The organism is Allobosea rubneri (assembly GCF_032464875.1).
GTDB lineage: Bacteria > Pseudomonadota > Alphaproteobacteria > Rhizobiales > Beijerinckiaceae > Allobosea > Allobosea rubneri.
Genome location: NZ_JAWDID010000035.1, coordinates 38,183 through 56,444, shown reverse-complemented (window position 1 = coordinate 56,444; position 18,262 = coordinate 38,183). Strand labels below are relative to the sequence as shown.

The following is an 18,262-nucleotide window of genomic DNA, read 5'->3' as shown; positions in this document are numbered from 1 at the left end:
GAGCGACAAAGTCCGCCTCGGCGCCGAAGGCCGCGGCGCTAGCGAGCCGATCGCCGCCAATGCCACCGCCGATGGCCGCGCCCGCAACCAGCGAGTCGAGGTGCTGGTGCCGCGTGCGCCATGAGGCAGGGCAGGCGTCAAGAAAGCGCCGGCTTTGTCGGCTCCCTCGTCAGCGCGACAGGATGAAGGGGATTCGCAATGGAGCAGGATGTCAGCCTCGGCTTGGCGATCTTCGTCGAGCACGGCCGGGAGCGGGAAGCGGCCGACTTCTACGGCAGCGCCTTTGGCGCGAGGCAGTTTCAAGCCCACCATATCGACGGGGCGTTGGCGGGCGTGGAAATGCGCCTCGGCGCGACCGTGATCGCCGTAGCCGGCGCCAATCCGCGGCGCGAAGCCGAGCCTTCCCGTGGCGGCCCCTTCTTTCCCAAGGTGGCTGGGGGCGTCAGCACGATCATCCAGCTGACCGTCCCCGACATTGATGGCTGTTTCGCGCAGGCGATCGCGGCCGGGGCGACGCTGCGCGACGAGGTCCAGACCGATGTCGCGGGGCGGCGGGTCGCTTCGCTGTTCGACCCTTTCGGCCACATCTGGGTACTGATCGAGCGGGACGCGTCGGCCGGTCGCCGCGCGGCGTGACGACCCCGTCTATTCGATGACGATGCGCGGCGCCGCGCGCACCGGGCCGCTCAGCCCGTCCCGGACCTGTCGCGCGATTGCGAGATAGGCCTTGGCGTGGGCGCTGTCCGGGTCGCTCGCGACGATCGGACGGCCGCCATCGGAGGTTTCGCGGATCGGCATCGCCAGCGGGATCTCGCCGAGGAAGGGCACGCCCTGGCGCTCAGCCTCGTGCCGCGCGCCGCCATGGGCGAAGATGTCCGAGCGGTGGCCGCATTCCGGGCAGACGAAATAGCTCATGTTCTCGACGATGCCGAGGATCGGCACCTCGACCTTCCTGAACATGGCGACGCCGCGGCGGGCATCGAGCAGAGCGAGGTCCTGCGGCGTCGAGACGATGACGGCGCCGGCGAGCGGGGTCTGCTGCGCCATGGTGAGCTGGGCATCGCCGGTGCCCGGCGGCATGTCGACGACCAGCACGTCGAGCTCGCCCCAGGCGACCTCGCGCAGCATCTGGGTGATCGCCGAGATCACCATCGGCCCGCGCCAGATCATCGGGGTTTCCTCGTCGATCAGGAAGCCGATCGACATGATCTTCAGCCCATAGGCCTCCATCGGCGCGAGCGTCCGGCCCGAGACCAGCCGTGGCTTGCCCGAGATGCCGAAGATCTTCGGCACCGAGGGGCCGTAGATGTCGGCGTCGAGCACACCGACCTTGAGGCCGAGCGTCGCCAGCGCCACCGCGAGATTGGCTGTCGTCGTCGACTTGCCGACGCCGCCCTTGCCGCTGGCGACGGCGATGATCTGCTTGACCCCGGGCACGCCGGCGGCCTTCGGCACGGCGCCGCCCGGCCCCGCCTGCGCCTGGCGGCGGGCCTGGGTCGCGGCCGATGCGGCAGCCGACGGTGCCTTGTCGGCGGTCAGCCCGACCAGCACCTGCCGCACGCCCGGCAGGCCGCTGACGGCGCTTTCGGCGGCCTTGCGCACCGGCTCCATTGCCGCCGCCTCGGTCGCGTCGATGCCGATGGCGAAGATCACCTTGCCGTCGTCGATCAGCACGTCGCCGATCCGGCCGGATGCTGCGAGCGATTGCCCGCTCGCCGGCAGCTTCACCAGTTCGAGCGCGCGCAGAATGTCGTTTCGGGAGAGGGCCACGGTTGCGGGCTCCGGTTGGTGCAGGCTGGCGGCGTCAGGCCGCGGCCTTGCGGATATGGAAGACGAGCAGGCCGTCCTCGGCGCTGCTTTGCTCGATGGTGTCGCCGGTCTCGCGCATCAGGTTCGGGATGTCGATCGCCGCCATCGGATCGGTGCATTCGACCAGGAAGAGCGCGCCGGGCTCGGCCCCTTTCAGCGCCTTGCGCACGCGCAAGGCGGGGAGGGGGCATTTGAGGCCCCGCAGGTTGAGCGGGATCGAGGTCATCGGCGCAGCCTGTCGAAAACGATGCATTTCATATGACGGCTTTTTGCGCGGGGGCAACTGCGGCGGTTTATCTCTCCGCTGTGGCTGCGTGCGGGCCATGCCTTGCCAAGGCCGCAAGCTGGGACATGATCGCGGCATGAGAACACTTTGGACCGCCCTTCTCGGACTGCTTGCCCTCCTGCCCGCCGGCGCCCCCGCGCAGGAATTGCGCGGCCATGGCGGCCCGGTGCGGGCTGTCGCCGTCTCGCCCGATGGCAGGCAGGCTCTGACCGGCTCCTTTGACCAGTCGGCGATTCTCTGGAACCTCGCCAGCGGCAGCGCCGAAAAGGTGCTGCGTTTCCATCAAGGCGCTATCAATGCCGCGGTGGCTATCGCAGGGCTCGGCTTTGCGACCGGCGGCGAGGACGGCAAGGTCGCGCTCTGGCAGGGCGCCGCCGCGGATCCGGCGAAGGTTTTCGACGGGCACAAGGGGCCGGTCGCGGCGCTGGCGCTTTCGCCCGACGGAGCACAGCTCGCCTCCGCCTCCTGGGACGAGACAGTGCGGATCACCTCGCTCGCCGATGGTGCAGTGCGGGTGCTCGAAGGCCACAAGGGCCCGGTCAACGGCGTTGCCTTCCTGCCGGGCGGCGGGCTCGTCTCCTCCGGCTATGACGCGACGCTGCGAATCTGGCCGGCCGATGGCGGTGTGCCTGTCGTCATGACCGTGCCGGCACCACTCAATGGCGTCGTCGTCGCACCAGATGGCGAGATCGCCGTCGCAGCCGGCGATGGCCGCCTGCGCCTGTTCGGGGCGGATGGAACTGGGCGGGCCGAGATCGTCATCGGCGAGACGCCGCTGATCGCGCTCGCCATCTCGGCCGATGGCACGACGATCGCGGTCGGCGGGCTGCGCGGCCAGGTCGCGCTGGTCGAGCGCCGGACGCGGACGATCCGCGCCACGCTGATTGGACCCGGCCTGCCGGTCTGGTCGCTTGCCTTCCTGCCCGATGGACGCGAGCTCCTCTCCGGCGGGGCCGACCGGCTGGTCAGGCGCTGGAACGCAGTGACCGGCGAGCATATCGGCACTGTCGTGCCGCGGGCCGGGGAGGACGCGCTCGCGGCCTTCAAGGGCGAGCGCGGGGCCGAGGTCTTCCGCGCCTGCGCCGCCTGCCACACGCTGACGCCGGCCGATGGCAACCGGGCGGGCCCGACTCTGCACGGTATCTTCGGCCGTCGCATCGCCACCGCCCCGGGCTACGCCTTCTCGGCGGCGCTGAAGGACATGGACATCGTCTGGACCAAGGAGACGGTGTCCAGGCTGTTCGAGGTCGGTCCCAATGCCTACACGCCGGGCACCAAGATGCCCGAGCAGACGATCGGCTCGGCCGCCGACCGGCAGGCGCTGGTCGACTGGCTGGAGAAGGTGACGCGCTGAGCCAAAAGAAAAGGCGGCCCTCAGGCCGCCTTCTTGCCCGCGTCGAACGGGATCTCGATGTCGACGGCGAGGGTCGAGACCTTGGCGCCGCGCTCCATCTTGACGGTGACCTTCTCGTCGTCGATCTGCACGTGCTTGGCGATGACCCGCAGGATCTCCTCGCGCAGCTTGGTGACGAGGTCCGAACCGCCGACCGTGGCGCGTTCATGGGCGAGCAGCACCTGCAGCCGATCGCGCGCGGCAGGGGCCGACTGGGAGCGGGAAAACAGGCGACGGAAGTTCATGCCGCTTTCCTTCCGAAGATCTTGCCGAAGAAGCTGCGCTTTTCGCCGGGAACGGCGATCGGCAGGGTCTCGCCCTTGAGACGACGGGCCGCCTCGAAATAGGCGATCGCCGGGGCGCTGCGGTTGTCGGCGAGGGTGACGGGCGAGCCGACATTGGAGGCGCGCAGCACATCCATGCTTTCCGGGATGATGCCGAGCAGCGGGATCGACAGGATCTCGAGGACGTCGTCGACCTTCAGCATGTCGCCGCGCTCGGCACGGACCGGGTCGTAGCGGGTGAGCAGGAGATGCTTCTCCATGCGCTCGCCATTCTCGGCCTTGAGCGTCTTGGAATCGAGCAGGCCGATGATCCGGTCGGAATCGCGGACCGAGGAGACTTCCGGATTGGTCACGACGATGGCGACGTCGGCATGGCGCATGGCGAGAGTCGCGCCGCGCTCGATGCCGGCCGGGCTGTCGCAGATCACCCAGTCGAAGGCGGATTTCAGAGCGGCGATGACCTTCTCGACGCCTTCCTGCGTGAGATTGTCCTTGTCGCGCGTCTGCGAGGCGGCGAGCAGATAGAGTGTCTCGACCCGCTTGTCGCGGATCAGCGCCTGCGCCAGCTTGGCTTCGCCCTGGATCACGTTGACGAGGTCGTAGACCACCCGCCGCTCGGCACCCATGACGAGGTCGAGATTGCGCAGGCCGACGTCGAAGTCGACGACCACGACCTTGTCGCCGTTCTGCGCGAGCGCGGCGCCGAGTGCGGCCGAGGAGGTCGTCTTCCCGACGCCGCCTTTGCCCGATGTGACTACGATGACCTTGCCCATTGACCTCTCCCGTTGATGTGGACGCGCCGTCATTTCAGGCGAGTGATCCGACCTTGAATGTCTCGCCTTCCAGCCAGAACTGGACGGTCTTGCCGTGGAGGTCGGCCTCCAGGTCCTCGGCCGTCTTGTAGTAGCCGTCGATCGCGACGAGTTCCGCCTCGAGCTTGCGGCAGAAGATGCGCGCCGAGGCGTTGCCCATCGTGCCGGCCATCGCTCGTCCGCGGAGCGTGCCGTAGATGTGGATCGAGCCGCCGGCGATGACTTCGGCGCCCGATGCGACCGAACCGACGATGGTCACGTCGCCTTCGGTGAAGATGATCGACTGCCCCGAGCGCACCGGCTGGGTGATGACGATCGAAGGCGTCGCCTTCACGGGCTGCGGCTCGGCGGGAATCGCGACCTCTGCGGGCTCCGCGCTTTCCGCGACCGCGGCTTCCTGGACCGGCTCGGCGGTCGGGGCCTCGAAATCCGAGGCCTCGCGCCCGCCCGACATCGCCGGCGGCAGGTCCGGGCTCAGCCAGGACGGCCGCGCACCCTCGATGCCCATGATCCGCACCTTGCGGGTCGAGAGCTGGGCGACCAGATCGCGCAGCTGCTGGCGGTCGATCTCGAGCCCTTCGAGATCGAGAACCACTGGCCGTCGCAGGAAGAAACCGGCGGAGCGGCCGGCGAGATCGTCGAGCCGCGCCAGCCAATCCTCGAAGGGCAGCTCCGGGTTCAGCGTCAGCGCGAGATAGGACCGCCCCTTGAGGCGTATCGGCCGAGATTGGGTTAACACGTTGGTCATCTTGGTTAATTTTGCGTTTCCCGGATGTAGCCAGGGAATGGTTAACAAGCGGTAAAGCTTTTCGAGCTGACCTATCGGGAGGCGGTCGCTAAAGATCTCGCCTCAGAGAAGAAAATTATTTCTTTTCAGAATGATAGACAGAATTTGCAGTCCTATTGAAACCCTCCGGGGCGCGTCCCCTGGGGCTTCATTGGGCCGCTGCTCAGTGACCATGCGATCGTGCTGCACGGGGCAAGCATTTGCAGCGGCTTGCGCGGGCTTCCGCCGATCTCGGTCGAGCTTGCTCGGTCCGAGATCGGCGTGAAGCGGCGCAGCCGAGGGCAGACTGGAATCGGCAGCAATCCCTCGAATCGCCTCGGTCGGCTACGGCATTTGACATCGCCGCTACCGATCCCGACCGGAGCGGGAGGTTCGCCACTTGCCGTCTCCGGCCGCAGGCGGACATTCGCGCGAACAGCGGCTATCACCGGGGCTCGATCGGAGTGAATGATGGTTTCGACTCGCCCCACGCCGTCCGAGGCACTGGCTGTCGCGGAAGCCGTGCTCGCCTCGCGCTATGCCGATGCTGCCTTCGCCTTTGCGGCGGGGTCGATCATGCGTGGCCAGGGAACCTGGCTTTCCGACATCGATCTCGTGGTGGTCTACGACCATCTCGAAGCCGCCCGGCGCGAATCCTTCATCGCAGGCGGCTTGCCGATCGAGGCGTTCGTGCACGATCCCGAGACGCTCGCCTGGTTCGTCAATGCGGATGTCGCGCGCGGTTGCCCGAGCATTCTCAACATGGTCGCAGAAGGCGTGATCCTGGGGAGAGCGCATGATCGCGCCGCAGCCCTGCAACGGGATGTCGCGAGGCGGCTCGCGGAGGGGCCGCCGCCACTGGCCCAGGCACAGCTGAACGTGCTGCGCTACGAGATCACCGATGCGATCGACGATCTACGCGGCGAACGCAGTCCCGGCGAGACCATGGCGATCGGCGCCGCGCTGCATCCCCGGCTGGCGGAACTCGCCTTGCGTGGGCGGGGGCGCTGGAACGGCACGGGAAAATGGGTGCCGCGACTGCTTCAGGCGGCCGATGCCGGCCTTGCCGACCGCTTCGAGGCGGCCTTTCGCGCCCTGTTCGCGGCGGGCGCTAGCGACCTCGTCATCGCGCTGGCCGAGCAGGAACTGGCGCCGCATGGCGGCCGGCTCTTCGATGGCGATTGCCGCGCAGCGTCCCCTGCCTGGCGCGCCTAGCGCGTCCCGGGCCGACCGATCCTGTTACTGCAGCGGGTCCTCGCCGCGTTCGGCGCGCTCGCGCAGATAGTCGTCGGTGGTCCGCACCGGCGGGCGCTGCGGCGCCAGATGCGGGTCGAAGCTCTCATTGACCACGACCTCGACCCGGCAATCCTCGCACATGCGCAGGATCGAGGCGCGCTTGGCGCCTTCGCCGGCGAACATCCAGTGCCGGTTCTCCAGCTTGGCGGCGATCTTCTCGATCGTGCTCTTGACGCCGAACGCCTTGCCGCAGGCGATGCAGTGGAACGGCTCCTCCTGCTTGAGCACCCTCCGGCCGGATTTCCAGGCATCGAAATCGATGCGCGGCTCCAGTGTGATCACCTTTTCCGGGCAGGTCGCGGCGCAAAGCCCGCATTGCACGCAGAGGTCTTCCTGGAAGCTCAGCGTCGGTCGCTCGGGATCGTCGCCGAGCGCGCCGACCGGGCAGGCGGAGACGCAGGCGAGACAGAGCGTGCAGCCATCGGCGTCGAGATTGACGGTGCCGAAGGGCGCGCGGGCCGGCATCGCCACGCTGCCGACCTGTTCCGGCGCTGCTGCATGAAGTTCGCCGACGACCTGGCGCAGCAGAGGGCGCCCGTCGCCCATCGGCCGGAAGCGCGCGGGGGTCGGCGCGGTCCGGCCCGGCGCGACCCGCGCGAGCGCCGCGGCGAGCGCCTCGGGATCGTCCGTCTCGATCAGCGCCGCGCGCGCCTCGCCGAAACCGAGCGCACCGGCGAGTGCGTTGGCATAGTCGAGATTGCGCGTGAGGCCGGAGAGATCGTGCTTCGGCTTTGCCCGCCCGAGCACGCGAACCGCCGCGGCGCCGAAGGCGAGCGCGGCCGCGAACGTCTCCATGCCGATCTGGGTGATCTCGTTGACGCGCAGCGGCAGGACGCGCGCCGGCAGGCCATCGCCATGGCGGGCGAGCGCGTCGATCAGCGGCTCGCCGTGATCGGCGTCATGCAGCAGCACGACGGGCTCGTGCCCGCCCGCCTCGGCATAGGTGACGAGCAAAGTACGCAGCTTCCGCAACAGCGCATCGGTAGGCGGCAAGGCGTAGGTCACCGCGCCCGTCGGGCAGACCGCGGCGCAGGCGCCGCAGCCGGCGCAGATCTCGGCGGAAATCGCGACATGGTCGCCGGCCGGAGTGATCGCGCCGGTCGGGCAGAGCTCGAGGCAGCGGGTGCAGCCCGTCCGGCTGGCGCGCGAATGGGCGCAGAGCCCCTCGCTCAGCGCGACATAGCGCGGCTTGTCGAATTCGCCGACGAGCTGGGTCGCCGCGAAGGCGAGGCGCTCGACCGCGGCGGGATCGCGCGGGTCGGCGCGCAGATAGCCGGCGCGCAGGTCTCCGGCGGGGAAGAGCGGGGTGCCGCCGCTGATGTCGATGACGACGTCGCAATGCGAGACCGCGCCGTTGCGCGGGGCTTCGAAGACCAGCTTCGCCCGGGAGGAAGGGGAGGGCGCGGCATAGTCGTCGACGCTGAGCTCGAAGGCGCCGAGCCAGCCGGTCGCGCGTCCGATCGTGCCTTTGAGCACCGGGAAATTGTCGAGCCGCGGCGGTGCGATCTCGCCCGGCCGCGTCAGCAGCACGGTGACGTCGAGATGCTCGGCGAGGCGCTGCGCCAGCGCGATCGCGCCGTCGTCGCGGCCATAGACCAGCGCCACGCCCTTGCTAGCGAGGGTGGTGAATGTGGCAGGCGGTAGCGGCTCGCTCGCGGCCGCGAGCAGCGCCGCCATTTTCGGGCCGGCGGATTTCGCCTCCCGCGACCAGCCCGCGGCTTCCCGGATGTTGGCGAAGACGAGGTCGCCGGCGTAGTCGAGATCGGCCGCCACTTCCTCGAACAATGGCGCTTCCTGGGTACAGGCGACGGTGATCGCCTCGCTCTTGGCGAGCATCTCCTGGAAGCGTTCGATCTGGCTGCGGCAAAGATGGCGGTGCTGGCTGATGCCGGCGCCCTTGCAGCCGCGCTGCAGGGCGGCGCCGTCGAGCGGCATCGTGTCCTCGCACGAGCAGACCATCAGCGTGCGTGCGACTTCGGTCATCGGGGCCGTATTCCTCGAAAGCTGGCGAGCGCGTCTTTCGTCGCCCTTGCGATAATCCATGCTTATATGGAATTGGAACGACTCCAAAGAAGCAAGTCCGCTTCGCACGGGTCGCAGGGATGCGGGAGAGATGGCGGCAGGGGTGGCTAGGTCGGACGATCTCAGGCGCGAACCGGTGTTGCCGCCGGGGTTTTCGCTGGTAACCCTGCGCGAATCCGGCGACGCCTTCGGCCATGCTCAGGCGATAGCGGCCGAGGCCGGCGCTGCGACCTTGGTCTGGGTGCGACGTTTCGACATCGTCGAATTCGCGGTCGTGCTGGAGCCGGACGCGATTCTCGCCGAGGCCCGGCTCGCCCATTATCTCGCGATGAATGCGCTTGCCGACGCGCTCGCGATCCATTCGCCGCCGGAGCGCCCGCTGCTGTTCCGCTGGCCCGATGCCCTGACCTATGATCTCGGCCTGATCGGCGGCGGCCGCCTGGCCTGGCCGGCGGATTGCCCCGAGAACCAGGTGCCGGACTGGCTTGTCTTCGGCGCCATGGTCCGCGCCACCACCATGTCACCCTTCCAGCCCGGGCAGACCGGCGTCGGCATGGCCGAGGAGGGCTTCGAAGAGGTCGATGCGGTCGATCTGATCGAGGCCTTCGCCCGCCATCTCATGCTCGGCGTCAGCCGCTGGCAGGAGGAGGGGGCCAAGCCGGCGGCGAGGCGCTGGCTCGACCGGCTGGAGAAGGTGACGGGCGTCCGCCATGGCATCGAGCCCAACGGCGATCTGGTCGCGACCTCGCAGCATGGCGTCGAGCGGAAGGGCCTCGTCGAGGCGCTGGCCAAGGTCGATTGGCTCGATCGCGAGAGTGGCGGGCCGAAGCTGTGAGCGCGATCGTCATTGCGAGGAACGAAGCGACGAAGCAATCCAAGGGCGGCAGAGCTCTATTCCTTCCTAGATTGCTTCGCTTCGCTCGCAATGACGGCCATTGCCGAGGCGTCGCGCCATGACGTCCCTCAAGCTTCCACGCGCCATCCGGCTCGACCCGTCCGACGGATTCGTCTTCCGTCGCGCGGCGGAGCCCGGCGAATGGCTGGTCAGCGGCTCCTTCCTGTTCGATCCGCAGCGCGTCGCGGAGTTCGATGCCAAGGGACGGGCCGCCTTCCGTTCCGGCTTCCTCGGGATCGACAGCTTCGGCTGGAGCACGCTCGCGGTCGTCACCGAAGCGACGGCGGAGGAATATGAGCAGGCCCTGCTGCTGCTCGCCGGGCGCTTCGTCGAGAAGCTCGGCGCTCCCGATCTTCCCACTGCACGGGCTGCGGCCGGCGAGGAACTCGCTTTCGCCGCCTCGCTCTGCGACCATCCCGCCCAGACCCTGCTCGCTTTGCATCGGACGCTGGAGGATGGCGAGATCCGCGAGCGCTTCCGGGTCCTGCTGCCGCGCGACGACCGGCCGAAGGACGCCTTCCGGGCCTTCGAATTCGTCGAGGTGGAGGGCGAGGACGAGGTCGTCGAGCGGGTCGATCTGATGAATCTCGGCAAGGGGAACGCGCCATGACGCATTTTTGGGCGAGCTCCGGCCATCTGCTGCTCGATCGTGAGCCGGGCGGCGGCCTCGTGGTCACCGATGATTTCCTGAAAGCCTATCTGGCGCGGCCGGAAGTGCTGCCGCCGGAAGAAGCTTGCGACGCCGAGCGAGCACTGCATGCCAGGCTGATGGCGTCGCCGCAGGCGGATGTCGGCGAGCGCGAGATCGCGGCGCTCGCCGATGCCGATGCGCGCGAGAACTGGCGCTTCCTGCTCGGCTGGCGCGACGGGCTGCTGGCGGCGCCGACGCTGGAAGCCGCCTATGCCGGCATCATCCGAAAGGGTGTCTCCGGCGTGCCGCCGCTGTTCCTCGACCAGCTCGTGCACGTCATCCTGCGCGCTGCGCTCGACGAAGAGGACGATCCTTTCGTTGTCCGCGCCGCCGAATGCCTGTTCCGGCCGCAGCGCGTCACCTTTCACGAGAACACCATCCTGCTGGCCGATGCCGAGATGATCGAGGGCCATGAGGCGGACCGACACGCCTCGCCGCTGCTCGCCATGCTGGGCGGGCCGGCTGCGACCGCGCTCGATCTCCTCAAGAGCGCCAATTCGGCGCAGTATTGGCAGCGCTCGGACGCCTTCGACATGGTGCTCGATCTCGGCGGCAAGCCTTCGGGTCGCGCCGCGCTCGGCCGGGCGCTGGCTCATTGGATTCGCCAGATGCACGGCTTCGACGTCGCGATCGAGGCGGTCGAGAGCGTCAAGGATGCCGACTGGCGTTGGTTCGTCGGGCTCGATGCGCAGGCGACCGCCGTGGGCAATGCACTCTGGCGCGGCGAGAGCCTGGAGCCGGAAGCCGCCTCGCGGCTGATCGCGCTCTACCGGCTCGACCTGCCGCCCGAGGTGCCGGTCGTGCCGGCGGCAAAGGGGCGGCCGGTCTATCTGCTGGCGGCGATGGGACAGGACAAGGTCCTGCGCCTGAAGCCGCAGAACCTCGTCGTCGGCCTGCCCCTGGCCGAGCACGAGATGGCGAACTGAGGAGGCTGCGATGACCCAGCTCTATCATGAGGTCGGCATCGTGGTGGAACGCCGCACCATCGACTCGCCCTGGGCCGACCATGCCTGGGCACCGATCGCGGTGCTTCCCGAACCGCCCGATCTCGCGCCCTGGGCGAAGCTCACCGGCACGCCGGAGCGCCAGCAATTCTATCTCGGCCCGGCGACCTTGACGCTGCATTCGGTCGACACTGCGCATTTCCGCGAGAACTTCGAGAGCGGGCAAGCCAAGCTCTGGGTCGCGGTCCGGCCGACCGGGATCGAGCCCGCGCTCGAAATGGTCGGCGTCACCGCCGACCCGTTCGAAGGCGAGGTCTTCTGCGAGAATGTCGACGATGTCGTCGAAGCCGTGCCGATGCCGGCCGCGGTCGCGCGGCTGGTGCTGGCCTTCTTCGAGGAGCACCATGTCGAGCGCGAATTCGTCAAGCGCAAGCGCTCCGAGCACGATCCGCGTAAGGGTGGCGGTCCCCGGCCGCGTCCCGGCCTCGAGCGCGGAGAGGGCTGATGGCCGCCCGCGGCGAGGGTGATGGGGACGACGGCTTCCTCGGCCGCTGGTCGCGCCGCAAGCGCGCAGCCGCCGCCGAGCAGGCCGCGCCGCCCGCTGCGCCCCTGCCGGTGCCGAGTTCCGCGCCGGAACCCGCCTTGCCGCCGGAGCCTGAGCCCGAAATGGTCGAGCCGCCCTCGCTCGATCTCGTCGACAAGGATTTCGACCTCGCGCACTGGCTGAAGCAGAACGTTCCCGAGAGCTGGAAGCGCGCCGCGCTGCGCCGGGCCTGGGAGAGCGATCCGGCGATCTCGGGCTATCTCGATCCGGCCCGCGACTATGCGCTCGACTGGAACACGCCGGGCGGCGCGCCGGGCTACGGACCTCTGAGCGCCTCGGACAATGTCGAGGAGATGATCGCCAACATCTTCGGCAAGCAGCCCGAGCCGGCTGCCGAATCGACCGTCGTCGATCCCGCGGCGGTGCGTGATGATGCCGCAGATGATCGACTTTCGTCTAACGAGGGCGTGGCCGGTGCCGTGGGTGCACCGCAGCAGGAGGACGCCGAGCCACCGCGGCAGCTGCCGTCACTTCGCCGCAGCGATGCGCCGGATGTAGCGAAAACTGTCGAAAATCCTTCTGAATTGCCGTCTCCGCCGGCCGCTGGCGCTGCTGCGGTGCGGGATGAGCCCTGGTCGCAGCCATCTATGGCCCGGCCGCGCCGGCGCGGTGGAGGGGCGACACCGCTCTAAGTTTCAGTTGAGAACAATTGAAATCTGCGGTGATAAGGGAGCATTATCACCGGCGCTCGAACGCGCCTGAAGACGCGGCAGCAGGGGGAGGTGGCATCGTCTATGCGGGACCAGGCTCTTGAACGGGCAATCGGAGCGGCAGGCGGGGTGAGGGCCCTGGCGCGTGCGCTTGGAGTCTCGCAGCCGGCGATCTCGAGCTGGAAGCGCGTTCCGGCCGACCGGGTGCTATCGGTCGAAGCCAGCACAGGCGTCCCGCGCGGCGAGCTTCGGCCCGATCTTTACCCGCAGGAGCCGATCATCGTTTCCTCGACGACGCCGGAGCTCGACGAGATCGACGCGGCCCGGGCCGATGAATGCGAGCTGATCGGTGCCCTGCTCTGGCGTGCGCCGACGGCCGAGACACTGGCGGCGCTGCAGGGCCTGCGCGGCGACGCGTCGCCGCTGGGCATGGCCCATCTCGCTCTGGCCGAAGCTGCGGCCGAGACGACGCCGGAGGCGGTGCGCGACGAGTTCTTCGAACTCTTCATCGGCGTCGGCCGCGGCGAGCTCCTGCCCTATGCCTCCTACTACATGACCGGCTTCCTGCATGAGCGCCCGCTGGCGCTGGTGCGCGAGGATATGGGCAAGCTCGGGCTTGCCCGCGACGAGCGTGCCGGCGAGCCGGAAGACCACATCGCCGTGCTGATGGACATCCAGGCCCAGCTGATCCGCGGCGAGGCCGCCGGCGAGGGCGTCGATGAGCGCTCCTTCTTCGAGCGCCACATCCAGCCCTGGGGCGAGCGCTTTTTCGCCGATCTCGAGGTTGCCCGGACGGCGCGTTTCTACCGCGCCGTCGGCCGGGTCGGCAGCCTCTACCTTTCGATCGAGATGCAGGCCGCGAGCCTGCCCGCATGATGAAGCCCGGCGCGGAGGAGACGACGATGTCGCAGAAGAGCAAGGAAACGGGGCTCGACCGCCGCAACTTCTTCAAGGCGCTCGGTGCTGGCGCCACTGCGGCTGTCGCGCCCGTTGCCGTGACGCCGGCCGCTGCCGTCGACCCGGGCAAGGAAGAGACGAAGTCCCGCTATCGCGAGACCGACCACGTCAAGAACTACTACCGCACCAACCGCTACTGAGGAGGCTGGCGTCATGCTGATCAAGCGCAAATCCGGCGATGTCCAGCGCGGCCGTCTCCAGTCCGCTCTCGGTGGGCTCGCCGCCGGGGTGATGGACCGCCGCTCCTTCCTGCGCCGCTCCGGCCTCGTTGCGGGCAGCGTCGCGGCTGCCAGTGCCCTGCAGATCGGCGCGGTCCGCAAGGCCGAGGCGGCGAGCCCCGGCCCGGCGACCGGAACCAAGATCGTTAAGAACGTCTGCACCCATTGCTCGGTCGGCTGCACCGTCAAGGCCGAGGTTGCCAACGGCGTCTGGGTCGGCCAGGAGCCTGCCTGGGAAAGCCCGATCAACCGCGGCACGCACTGCGCCAAGGGCGCCTCCGTGCGCGAGCTCGTCCATGGCGACCGCCGCATCAAGTACCCGATGAAGCTGGTCGACGGGAAGTGGCAGCGCCTGTCCTGGGATCAGGCGGTCAGCGAGATCGGCGACAAGATGATGGAGATCCGCGCCAAGTCCGGCGCCGATTCCGTCTATCTGCTCGGCTCCGCCAAGTTCTCCAATGAAGGCTCCTACCTCTTCCGCAAGTTCGCGGCATTCTGGGGCACCAACAACGTCGATCACCAGGCGCGCATCTGCCACTCGACCACGGTCGCGGGCGTTGCGAACACCTGGGGCTACGGCGCCATGACCAACTCCTACAACGACATCCGCAACTCGAAGACCGTGCTCTTCATGGGCTCGAATGCCGCCGAGGCGCATCCGGTCTCGATGCAGCACATTCTGGCGGGCAAGGAGACCCAGCGCGCCAACGTCATCGTCTTCGACCCGCGCTTCACCCGCACGGCGGCGCATGCGACCGACTATGTCCGCTTCCGCTCCGGCACCGACATCGCGGTGATCTGGGGGCTGATGTGGCACATCTTCCAGAACGGCTGGGAGGACAAGGCCTTCATCGCCAGCCGCGTGCACGGCATGGACGACGTCCGCAAGGAGGTCGAGAAATACGATCCCAAGACCGTCGAGGACATCACCGGCGTTCCCGCCGAGCAGATGAAGCGCGCCGCGCAGACCTTCGCCACGGTCAAGCCCGCCACCTTCGTCTGGTGCATGGGCGTCACCCAGCACTCGGTCGGCACGGCGAACGTCCGCGCCATCTGCAACCTCCTGCTCGCGACCGGCAATGTCGGCGCCCGCGGCACCGGTGCCAACATCTTCCGCGGCCACTGCAACGTGCAGGGCGCGACCGATTTCGGCCTCGATGTCTCGAACCTGCCTTGCTATTACGGGCTGGTCGAGGGCGCCTGGCGCCATTGGGCCCGGGTCTGGAACGTCGATTACGACTATTTCGTCTCGCGTTTCGACGAGGTTCCGGCCAAGGGCGGACGCCCCGCGCGCACGCGCAAGGCCAATATGGAGACCTCGGGCCACACCTCGACCCGCTGGTTCGACGCGGCCAATCTGCCGGCCGAGCAGGTCGACCAGATGGACACCCTCAAGGCCATGTTCGTCATGGGCCATGGCGGCAACACCATCCCGCGCATGCCCGATGCGGTGAAGGGGCTGGAGAAGCTCGATCTTCTCGTCGTCTGCGACCCGCACCCGACCAACTTCGTCTCGCTGGGCGGCCGCAAGAACGGCACCTATATCCTGCCGATCTGCACGCAGTTCGAGACCTCGGGCTCGCGCACCTGCTCGAACCGCTCGCTGCAATGGGGCGAGAAGGTCGTCGAGCCGATCTTCGAATCCGCCAGTGACTACGCGGTCATCTACAAGCTCTCGCAGAAGCTCGGCTTCGCCGAGGCGATGTTCAAGCCCTACGAGATGGTGCAGGGCAAGATCGGCCCCGAGCCGACCGCCGAGTCGATCCTCAAGGAGATCAACCGCGGTGGCTGGTCGACCGGCTACACCGGCCAGTCGCCGGAGCGGCTGAAGCTGCACATGGCCAACCAGGACAAGTTCGACCTGGTGACATTGCGCGGCGCCAAGGGCTCGCCGGTCGAGAATGATTTCTACGGCCTGCCCTGGCCGTGCTGGGGCACGCCGGAGTTCAAGCATCCCGGCACGCACATCCTCTACAACACCTCGCTCGAGGCCAGGGATGGCGGCGGCACCTTCCGCCCGCGCTTCGGCCTGACCCGCGAGCGCACCCTGCCCGATGGCAGCAAGGTCAACGACACCCTGCTGGCCGAGGGCGGCTCGTTCTCGCTCAACTCCGAGATCAAGGACGGCTACCCCGAGTTCACGATGGGCGTGCTGAAGAAGCTCGGCTGGGACAAGGACCTGACGCCGGCCGAGATGGAAGTCATCACCGGCATCGGCGGCAACAACATCGACGCGGTCTCCTGGTCGATCGACCTGTCCGGCGGCATCCAGCGCGTCGCGATGGAGCATGGCTGCGTGCCCTATGGCAACGGCAAGGCGAGAGCCAATGCCTGGAACCTGCCCGACCCGGTGCCGACCCATCGCGAGCCGATCTACTCGCCGCGCGTCGATCTGGTGGCGAAGTGGCCGGCCCGGCCCGACGAGCGCACCTTGCGCATTCCCAACCTGCACACCTCGATCCAGAAGGCGGCGGTCGAGAAGGGCATCGCCAAATCCTTCCCGATCGTCCTCACCTCGGGCCGCCTCGTCGAATACGAGGGTGGCGGCGAGGAGACGCGCTCGAACAAGTGGCTGGCCGAATTGCAGCAGGACATGTTCGTCGAGATCAATCCTGCCGATGCCAGCGAGCGCGGCATCCGCGACGGCGCCTTCGTCTGGGTCTCCGGTCCGGAGAATGGCTCGAAGGCGAGGGTCAAGGCCCTAGTCACCGACCGTGTCGGCAAGGGCGCGGCCTTCATGCCCTTCCATTTCGGTGGCGTCTTCCAGGGCGTCGACCAGCGCGGGAATTACCCCCCGGGGCTGGACCCGATCGTGCTCGGCGAGTCCGTCAACACGGTCACCACCTATGGCTACGACCCGGTGACGGGCATGCACGAAGGCAAGGTGACGCTTTGCCAGATCGCGGCGGCGTGAGGAGGCACTGAACCATGGCCCGGATGAAATTCCTCTGCGACGCCGATCGCTGCATCGAGTGCAACGCTTGCGTCACCGCCTGCAAGAACGAGAACGACGTGCCCTGGGGCATCAACCGCCGGCGCGTCGTCACCATCAATGACGGCAAGCCGGGTGAGCGATCGGTCTCGATGGCCTGCATGCATTGCACCGACGCACCTTGCGCCGCGGTCTGCCCCGTCGACTGCTTCTACACCACGGCGGATGCCGTGGTGCTGCACAACAAGGATCTCTGCATCGGCTGCGGCTATTGCTTCTACGCCTGCCCGTTCGGCGCGCCGCAATATCCGAAGCTCAGCAACTTCGGTTCGCGCGGCAAGATGGACAAGTGCACCTATTGCGCCGGCGGCCCGGAAGCCGATCTCTCGCCGGCCGAGTTCCAGAAATACGGCTCGAACCGTCTGGCCGAGGGCAAGCTGCCGCTCTGCGCCGAAATGTGCTCGACCAAGGCGCTGCTCGCCGGTGACGGCGAGATCATCGCGCAGATTTACAAGGAGCGTGTGGTCAAGCGCGGCTACGGTTCCGGCGCCTGGGGATGGCAGACCGCCTATCGGGAAACCATCGCCATCTGACTTCTGGGGGGAGGGGCGTGCCACGGCCGGAAAGGTCGGGTGCGTTCCCCCTCAGTTCTGCTCCGCCTTCGCGAAAGGACGCCGCAATGTCGTTCGGTGCTCATCTCCGCTTCCTGCTCAGCGGGCTTCTGCTCGCGTTGGCGCTCGCCGTCGCGGCTCCCGCCAGCGCCCAGCAGGTCAACCCGACCGCCAATTCCGTCCGGGAACAGCAGTTCCTCGACGCGCTGAAGCAGAATCCGTCCGCGGAACTGCGCGGCCGGATCACCATCCCGGACACCAGGGCCGCCACGCTGGAGCGTCCGGCCGGGCGTGACTGGCGTGCCTTCCATCAGGGCACCATGACCCGCATCGGCGCCGTTGCAGTGCTCGGCATGCTGGTCGTGCTGACCGCGTTCTACCTGTTCCGCGGCCGGATCAGGATCGAGGCCGGCCCTTCCGGCCAGACGATCACGCGCTTCAACGGCTTCGAGCGCTTCATGCACTGGCTCACCGCCGGCTGCTTCATCATCCTGGCGCTGTCGGGGCTGAACGTCACCTTCGGCAAGGCGCTGCTGCTGCCGCTGATCGGGCCGCAGGCCTTCACCAATCTCTCGGTGGCGGCCAAATGGTCGCATAATTTCCTGGCCTGGCCGTTCATGCTCGGCGTCGCGCTGATGTTCCTGGTCTGGATCAAGGACAACATCCCGAACCTCGGCGATCTGCGCTGGTTCGCGGCGGGCGGCGGCCTGATCGGCAAGGGCCATGCGCCGCCGGCGCGGCGCTTCAATGGCGGCCAGAAGGGGATCTTCTGGGCGGTGGTGCTCGGCGGCGCGGCGCTCTCGGTCTCCGGCATCTACCTGCTGTATCCGAGCTTCTCGGGCGGCGTGCTCGACATGCAGTTCTGGAACGTCGTCCATGGCGTCGTCTCCGTGCTGATGATCGCGGTGATGCTGGCGCACATCTATATCGGCTCGATCGGCATGGAAGGCGCGTTCGACGCGATGGGCTCGGGCGAGGTCGATCTCAACTGGGCGAAGGAGCATCATGCGCTCTGGGTCGCCGAGGAAATCGAGAAGGGCCGGGCGCCCGGCGCCACCCTGCAGCCGGCGGAGTGACAATCGGCGCGCTTGA

General features: G+C 68.1%; 19 protein-coding genes. 13 read left to right on the top strand and 6 right to left on the bottom strand.

Annotation, left to right across the window (positions count from 1 at the left end):
• Nucleotides 1-198 precede the first annotated feature (198 nt).
• Entirely contained in the window at nucleotides 199-636 is a 438-nt protein-coding gene (locus RKE40_RS20155) for a VOC family protein (RefSeq protein ID WP_316020000.1), read from the top strand.
• Between the two features lie 9 nt (nucleotides 637-645).
• Here RKE40_RS20155 and RKE40_RS20150 read toward each other — a convergent pair whose 3' ends face one another.
• The gene (locus RKE40_RS20150; RefSeq protein ID WP_316019999.1) at nucleotides 646-1,770 is read right to left on the bottom strand and encodes an Mrp/NBP35 family ATP-binding protein; all 1,125 of its coding nucleotides are present in this window, start codon (nucleotides 1,768-1,770) and stop codon (nucleotides 646-648) included.
• Between the two features lie 34 nt (nucleotides 1,771-1,804).
• Nucleotides 1,805-2,035, bottom strand: coding sequence for a sulfurtransferase TusA family protein (locus RKE40_RS20145; RefSeq protein WP_066467968.1), 231 nt, complete (start codon nucleotides 2,033-2,035; stop codon nucleotides 1,805-1,807).
• 136 nt (nucleotides 2,036-2,171) lie between these two features.
• On the opposite strand from RKE40_RS20145, the gene RKE40_RS20140 reads away from it, so the two are divergent.
• Nucleotides 2,172-3,449, top strand: coding sequence for a c-type cytochrome (locus RKE40_RS20140; RefSeq protein WP_316019998.1), 1,278 nt, complete (start codon nucleotides 2,172-2,174; stop codon nucleotides 3,447-3,449).
• A 20-nt stretch (nucleotides 3,450-3,469) separates the two neighbouring features.
• Here the strand turns inward: RKE40_RS20140 and minE are convergent, their stop codons facing one another.
• Genes minE through minC form a run of 3 tightly spaced genes read right to left on the bottom strand, consistent with a single transcriptional unit; the run spans nucleotide 3,470 to nucleotide 5,332 of the window.
• Entirely contained in the window at nucleotides 3,470-3,733 is a 264-nt protein-coding gene (gene minE / locus RKE40_RS20135) for a cell division topological specificity factor MinE (protein WP_066467971.1), read from the bottom strand.
• Nucleotides 3,730-4,545, bottom strand: coding sequence for a septum site-determining protein MinD (gene minD, locus RKE40_RS20130; RefSeq protein WP_066467972.1), 816 nt, complete (start codon nucleotides 4,543-4,545; stop codon nucleotides 3,730-3,732). The genes minE and minD overlap by 4 nt, the downstream gene beginning before the upstream one ends.
• A gap of 34 nt (nucleotides 4,546-4,579) precedes the next feature.
• The gene (gene minC, locus RKE40_RS20125) at nucleotides 4,580-5,332 is read right to left on the bottom strand and encodes a septum site-determining protein MinC (RefSeq protein ID WP_316019997.1); all 753 of its coding nucleotides are present in this window, start codon (nucleotides 5,330-5,332) and stop codon (nucleotides 4,580-4,582) included.
• Between the two features lie 489 nt (nucleotides 5,333-5,821).
• Here minC and RKE40_RS20120 point away from each other — a divergent pair, with 489 nt between their 5' ends.
• Nucleotides 5,822-6,565 carry a nucleotidyltransferase domain-containing protein gene (locus tag RKE40_RS20120; RefSeq protein WP_316019996.1) on the top strand — a complete coding sequence of 248 codons (744 nt, stop codon included), beginning with the start codon at nucleotides 5,822-5,824 and terminating at the stop codon, nucleotides 6,563-6,565.
• A 24-nt stretch (nucleotides 6,566-6,589) separates the two neighbouring features.
• Here the strand turns inward: RKE40_RS20120 and RKE40_RS20115 are convergent, their stop codons facing one another.
• Nucleotides 6,590-8,629: a 4Fe-4S dicluster domain-containing protein gene (locus RKE40_RS20115; protein WP_316019995.1), complete on the bottom strand. Its 2,040-nt coding sequence runs from the start codon at nucleotides 8,627-8,629 to the stop codon at nucleotides 6,590-6,592.
• Between the two features lie 130 nt (nucleotides 8,630-8,759).
• Between RKE40_RS20115 and RKE40_RS20110 the strand changes: the two genes are divergently transcribed.
• From RKE40_RS20110 to RKE40_RS20065, 10 genes are all read left to right on the top strand, one after another.
• Nucleotides 8,760-9,503 (top strand): biotin/lipoate--protein ligase family protein, encoded by a 744-nt coding sequence (locus RKE40_RS20110; protein ID WP_316019994.1) that lies wholly within the window; start codon nucleotides 8,760-8,762, stop codon nucleotides 9,501-9,503.
• Nucleotides 9,504-9,621: 118 nt separating this feature from the next.
• Nucleotides 9,622-10,173 carry a DUF6505 family protein gene (locus RKE40_RS20105; RefSeq protein WP_316019993.1) on the top strand — a complete coding sequence of 184 codons (552 nt, stop codon included), beginning with the start codon at nucleotides 9,622-9,624 and terminating at the stop codon, nucleotides 10,171-10,173.
• Nucleotides 10,170-11,180, top strand: a complete 1,011-nt coding sequence (locus RKE40_RS20100) for a DUF6352 family protein (RefSeq protein WP_316019992.1) — start codon at nucleotides 10,170-10,172, stop codon at nucleotides 11,178-11,180. The genes RKE40_RS20105 and RKE40_RS20100 overlap by 4 nt, the downstream gene beginning before the upstream one ends.
• A 10-nt stretch (nucleotides 11,181-11,190) precedes the next feature.
• A complete protein-coding gene (locus RKE40_RS20095; RefSeq protein WP_316019991.1) occupies nucleotides 11,191-11,703 on the top strand; it encodes a DUF3305 domain-containing protein in 513 nt (170 codons plus the stop codon).
• On the top strand, nucleotides 11,703-12,434 hold the full coding sequence (locus tag RKE40_RS20090; protein ID WP_316019990.1) for a DUF3306 domain-containing protein: 732 nt from the start codon (nucleotides 11,703-11,705) through the stop codon (nucleotides 12,432-12,434). The genes RKE40_RS20095 and RKE40_RS20090 overlap by 1 nt, the downstream gene beginning before the upstream one ends.
• A gap of 102 nt (nucleotides 12,435-12,536) precedes the next feature.
• Entirely contained in the window at nucleotides 12,537-13,328 is a 792-nt protein-coding gene (locus RKE40_RS20085) for a Cro/CI family transcriptional regulator (RefSeq protein ID WP_316019989.1), read from the top strand.
• A gap of 26 nt (nucleotides 13,329-13,354) precedes the next feature.
• Entirely contained in the window at nucleotides 13,355-13,549 is a 195-nt protein-coding gene (locus RKE40_RS20080) for a hypothetical protein (RefSeq protein ID WP_066468738.1), read from the top strand.
• Between the two features lie 13 nt (nucleotides 13,550-13,562).
• Entirely contained in the window at nucleotides 13,563-16,541 is a 2,979-nt protein-coding gene (locus tag RKE40_RS20075) for a formate dehydrogenase subunit alpha (protein WP_316019988.1), read from the top strand.
• A 14-nt stretch (nucleotides 16,542-16,555) separates the two neighbouring features.
• On the top strand, nucleotides 16,556-17,152 hold the full coding sequence (gene fdh3B / locus RKE40_RS20070; protein ID WP_066467986.1) for a formate dehydrogenase FDH3 subunit beta: 597 nt from the start codon (nucleotides 16,556-16,558) through the stop codon (nucleotides 17,150-17,152).
• A gap of 86 nt (nucleotides 17,153-17,238) precedes the next feature.
• Nucleotides 17,239-18,246 (top strand): formate dehydrogenase subunit gamma, encoded by a 1,008-nt coding sequence (locus RKE40_RS20065; protein WP_316019987.1) that lies wholly within the window; start codon nucleotides 17,239-17,241, stop codon nucleotides 18,244-18,246.
• The last annotated feature ends 16 nt before the right edge of the window (nucleotides 18,247-18,262 follow it).

Coding starts and splice junctions, on each gene's coding strand:
- RKE40_RS20155 (WP_316020000.1), top strand. CDS start 199: ATGGAGCAGGATGTCAGCCTCGGCTTGGCGATCTTCGTCGAGCACGGC.
- RKE40_RS20145 (WP_066467968.1), bottom strand. CDS start 2,035: ATGACCTCGATCCCGCTCAACCTGCGGGGCCTCAAATGCCCCCTCCCC.
- RKE40_RS20140 (WP_316019998.1), top strand. CDS start 2,172: ATGAGAACACTTTGGACCGCCCTTCTCGGACTGCTTGCCCTCCTGCCC.
- minE (WP_066467971.1), bottom strand. CDS start 3,733: ATGAACTTCCGTCGCCTGTTTTCCCGCTCCCAGTCGGCCCCTGCCGCG.
- minD (WP_066467972.1), bottom strand. CDS start 4,545: ATGGGCAAGGTCATCGTAGTCACATCGGGCAAAGGCGGCGTCGGGAAG.
- minC (WP_316019997.1), bottom strand. CDS start 5,332: ATGACCAACGTGTTAACCCAATCTCGGCCGATACGCCTCAAGGGGCGG.
- RKE40_RS20120 (WP_316019996.1), top strand. CDS start 5,822: ATGGTTTCGACTCGCCCCACGCCGTCCGAGGCACTGGCTGTCGCGGAA.
- RKE40_RS20115 (WP_316019995.1), bottom strand. CDS start 8,629: ATGACCGAAGTCGCACGCACGCTGATGGTCTGCTCGTGCGAGGACACG.
- RKE40_RS20110 (WP_316019994.1), top strand. CDS start 8,760: ATGGCGGCAGGGGTGGCTAGGTCGGACGATCTCAGGCGCGAACCGGTG.
- RKE40_RS20105 (WP_316019993.1), top strand. CDS start 9,622: ATGACGTCCCTCAAGCTTCCACGCGCCATCCGGCTCGACCCGTCCGAC.
- RKE40_RS20100 (WP_316019992.1), top strand. CDS start 10,170: ATGACGCATTTTTGGGCGAGCTCCGGCCATCTGCTGCTCGATCGTGAG.
- RKE40_RS20095 (WP_316019991.1), top strand. CDS start 11,191: ATGACCCAGCTCTATCATGAGGTCGGCATCGTGGTGGAACGCCGCACC.
- RKE40_RS20090 (WP_316019990.1), top strand. CDS start 11,703: ATGGCCGCCCGCGGCGAGGGTGATGGGGACGACGGCTTCCTCGGCCGC.
- RKE40_RS20085 (WP_316019989.1), top strand. CDS start 12,537: ATGCGGGACCAGGCTCTTGAACGGGCAATCGGAGCGGCAGGCGGGGTG.
- RKE40_RS20080 (WP_066468738.1), top strand. CDS start 13,355: ATGTCGCAGAAGAGCAAGGAAACGGGGCTCGACCGCCGCAACTTCTTC.
- RKE40_RS20075 (WP_316019988.1), top strand. CDS start 13,563: ATGCTGATCAAGCGCAAATCCGGCGATGTCCAGCGCGGCCGTCTCCAG.
- fdh3B (WP_066467986.1), top strand. CDS start 16,556: ATGGCCCGGATGAAATTCCTCTGCGACGCCGATCGCTGCATCGAGTGC.
- RKE40_RS20065 (WP_316019987.1), top strand. CDS start 17,239: ATGTCGTTCGGTGCTCATCTCCGCTTCCTGCTCAGCGGGCTTCTGCTC.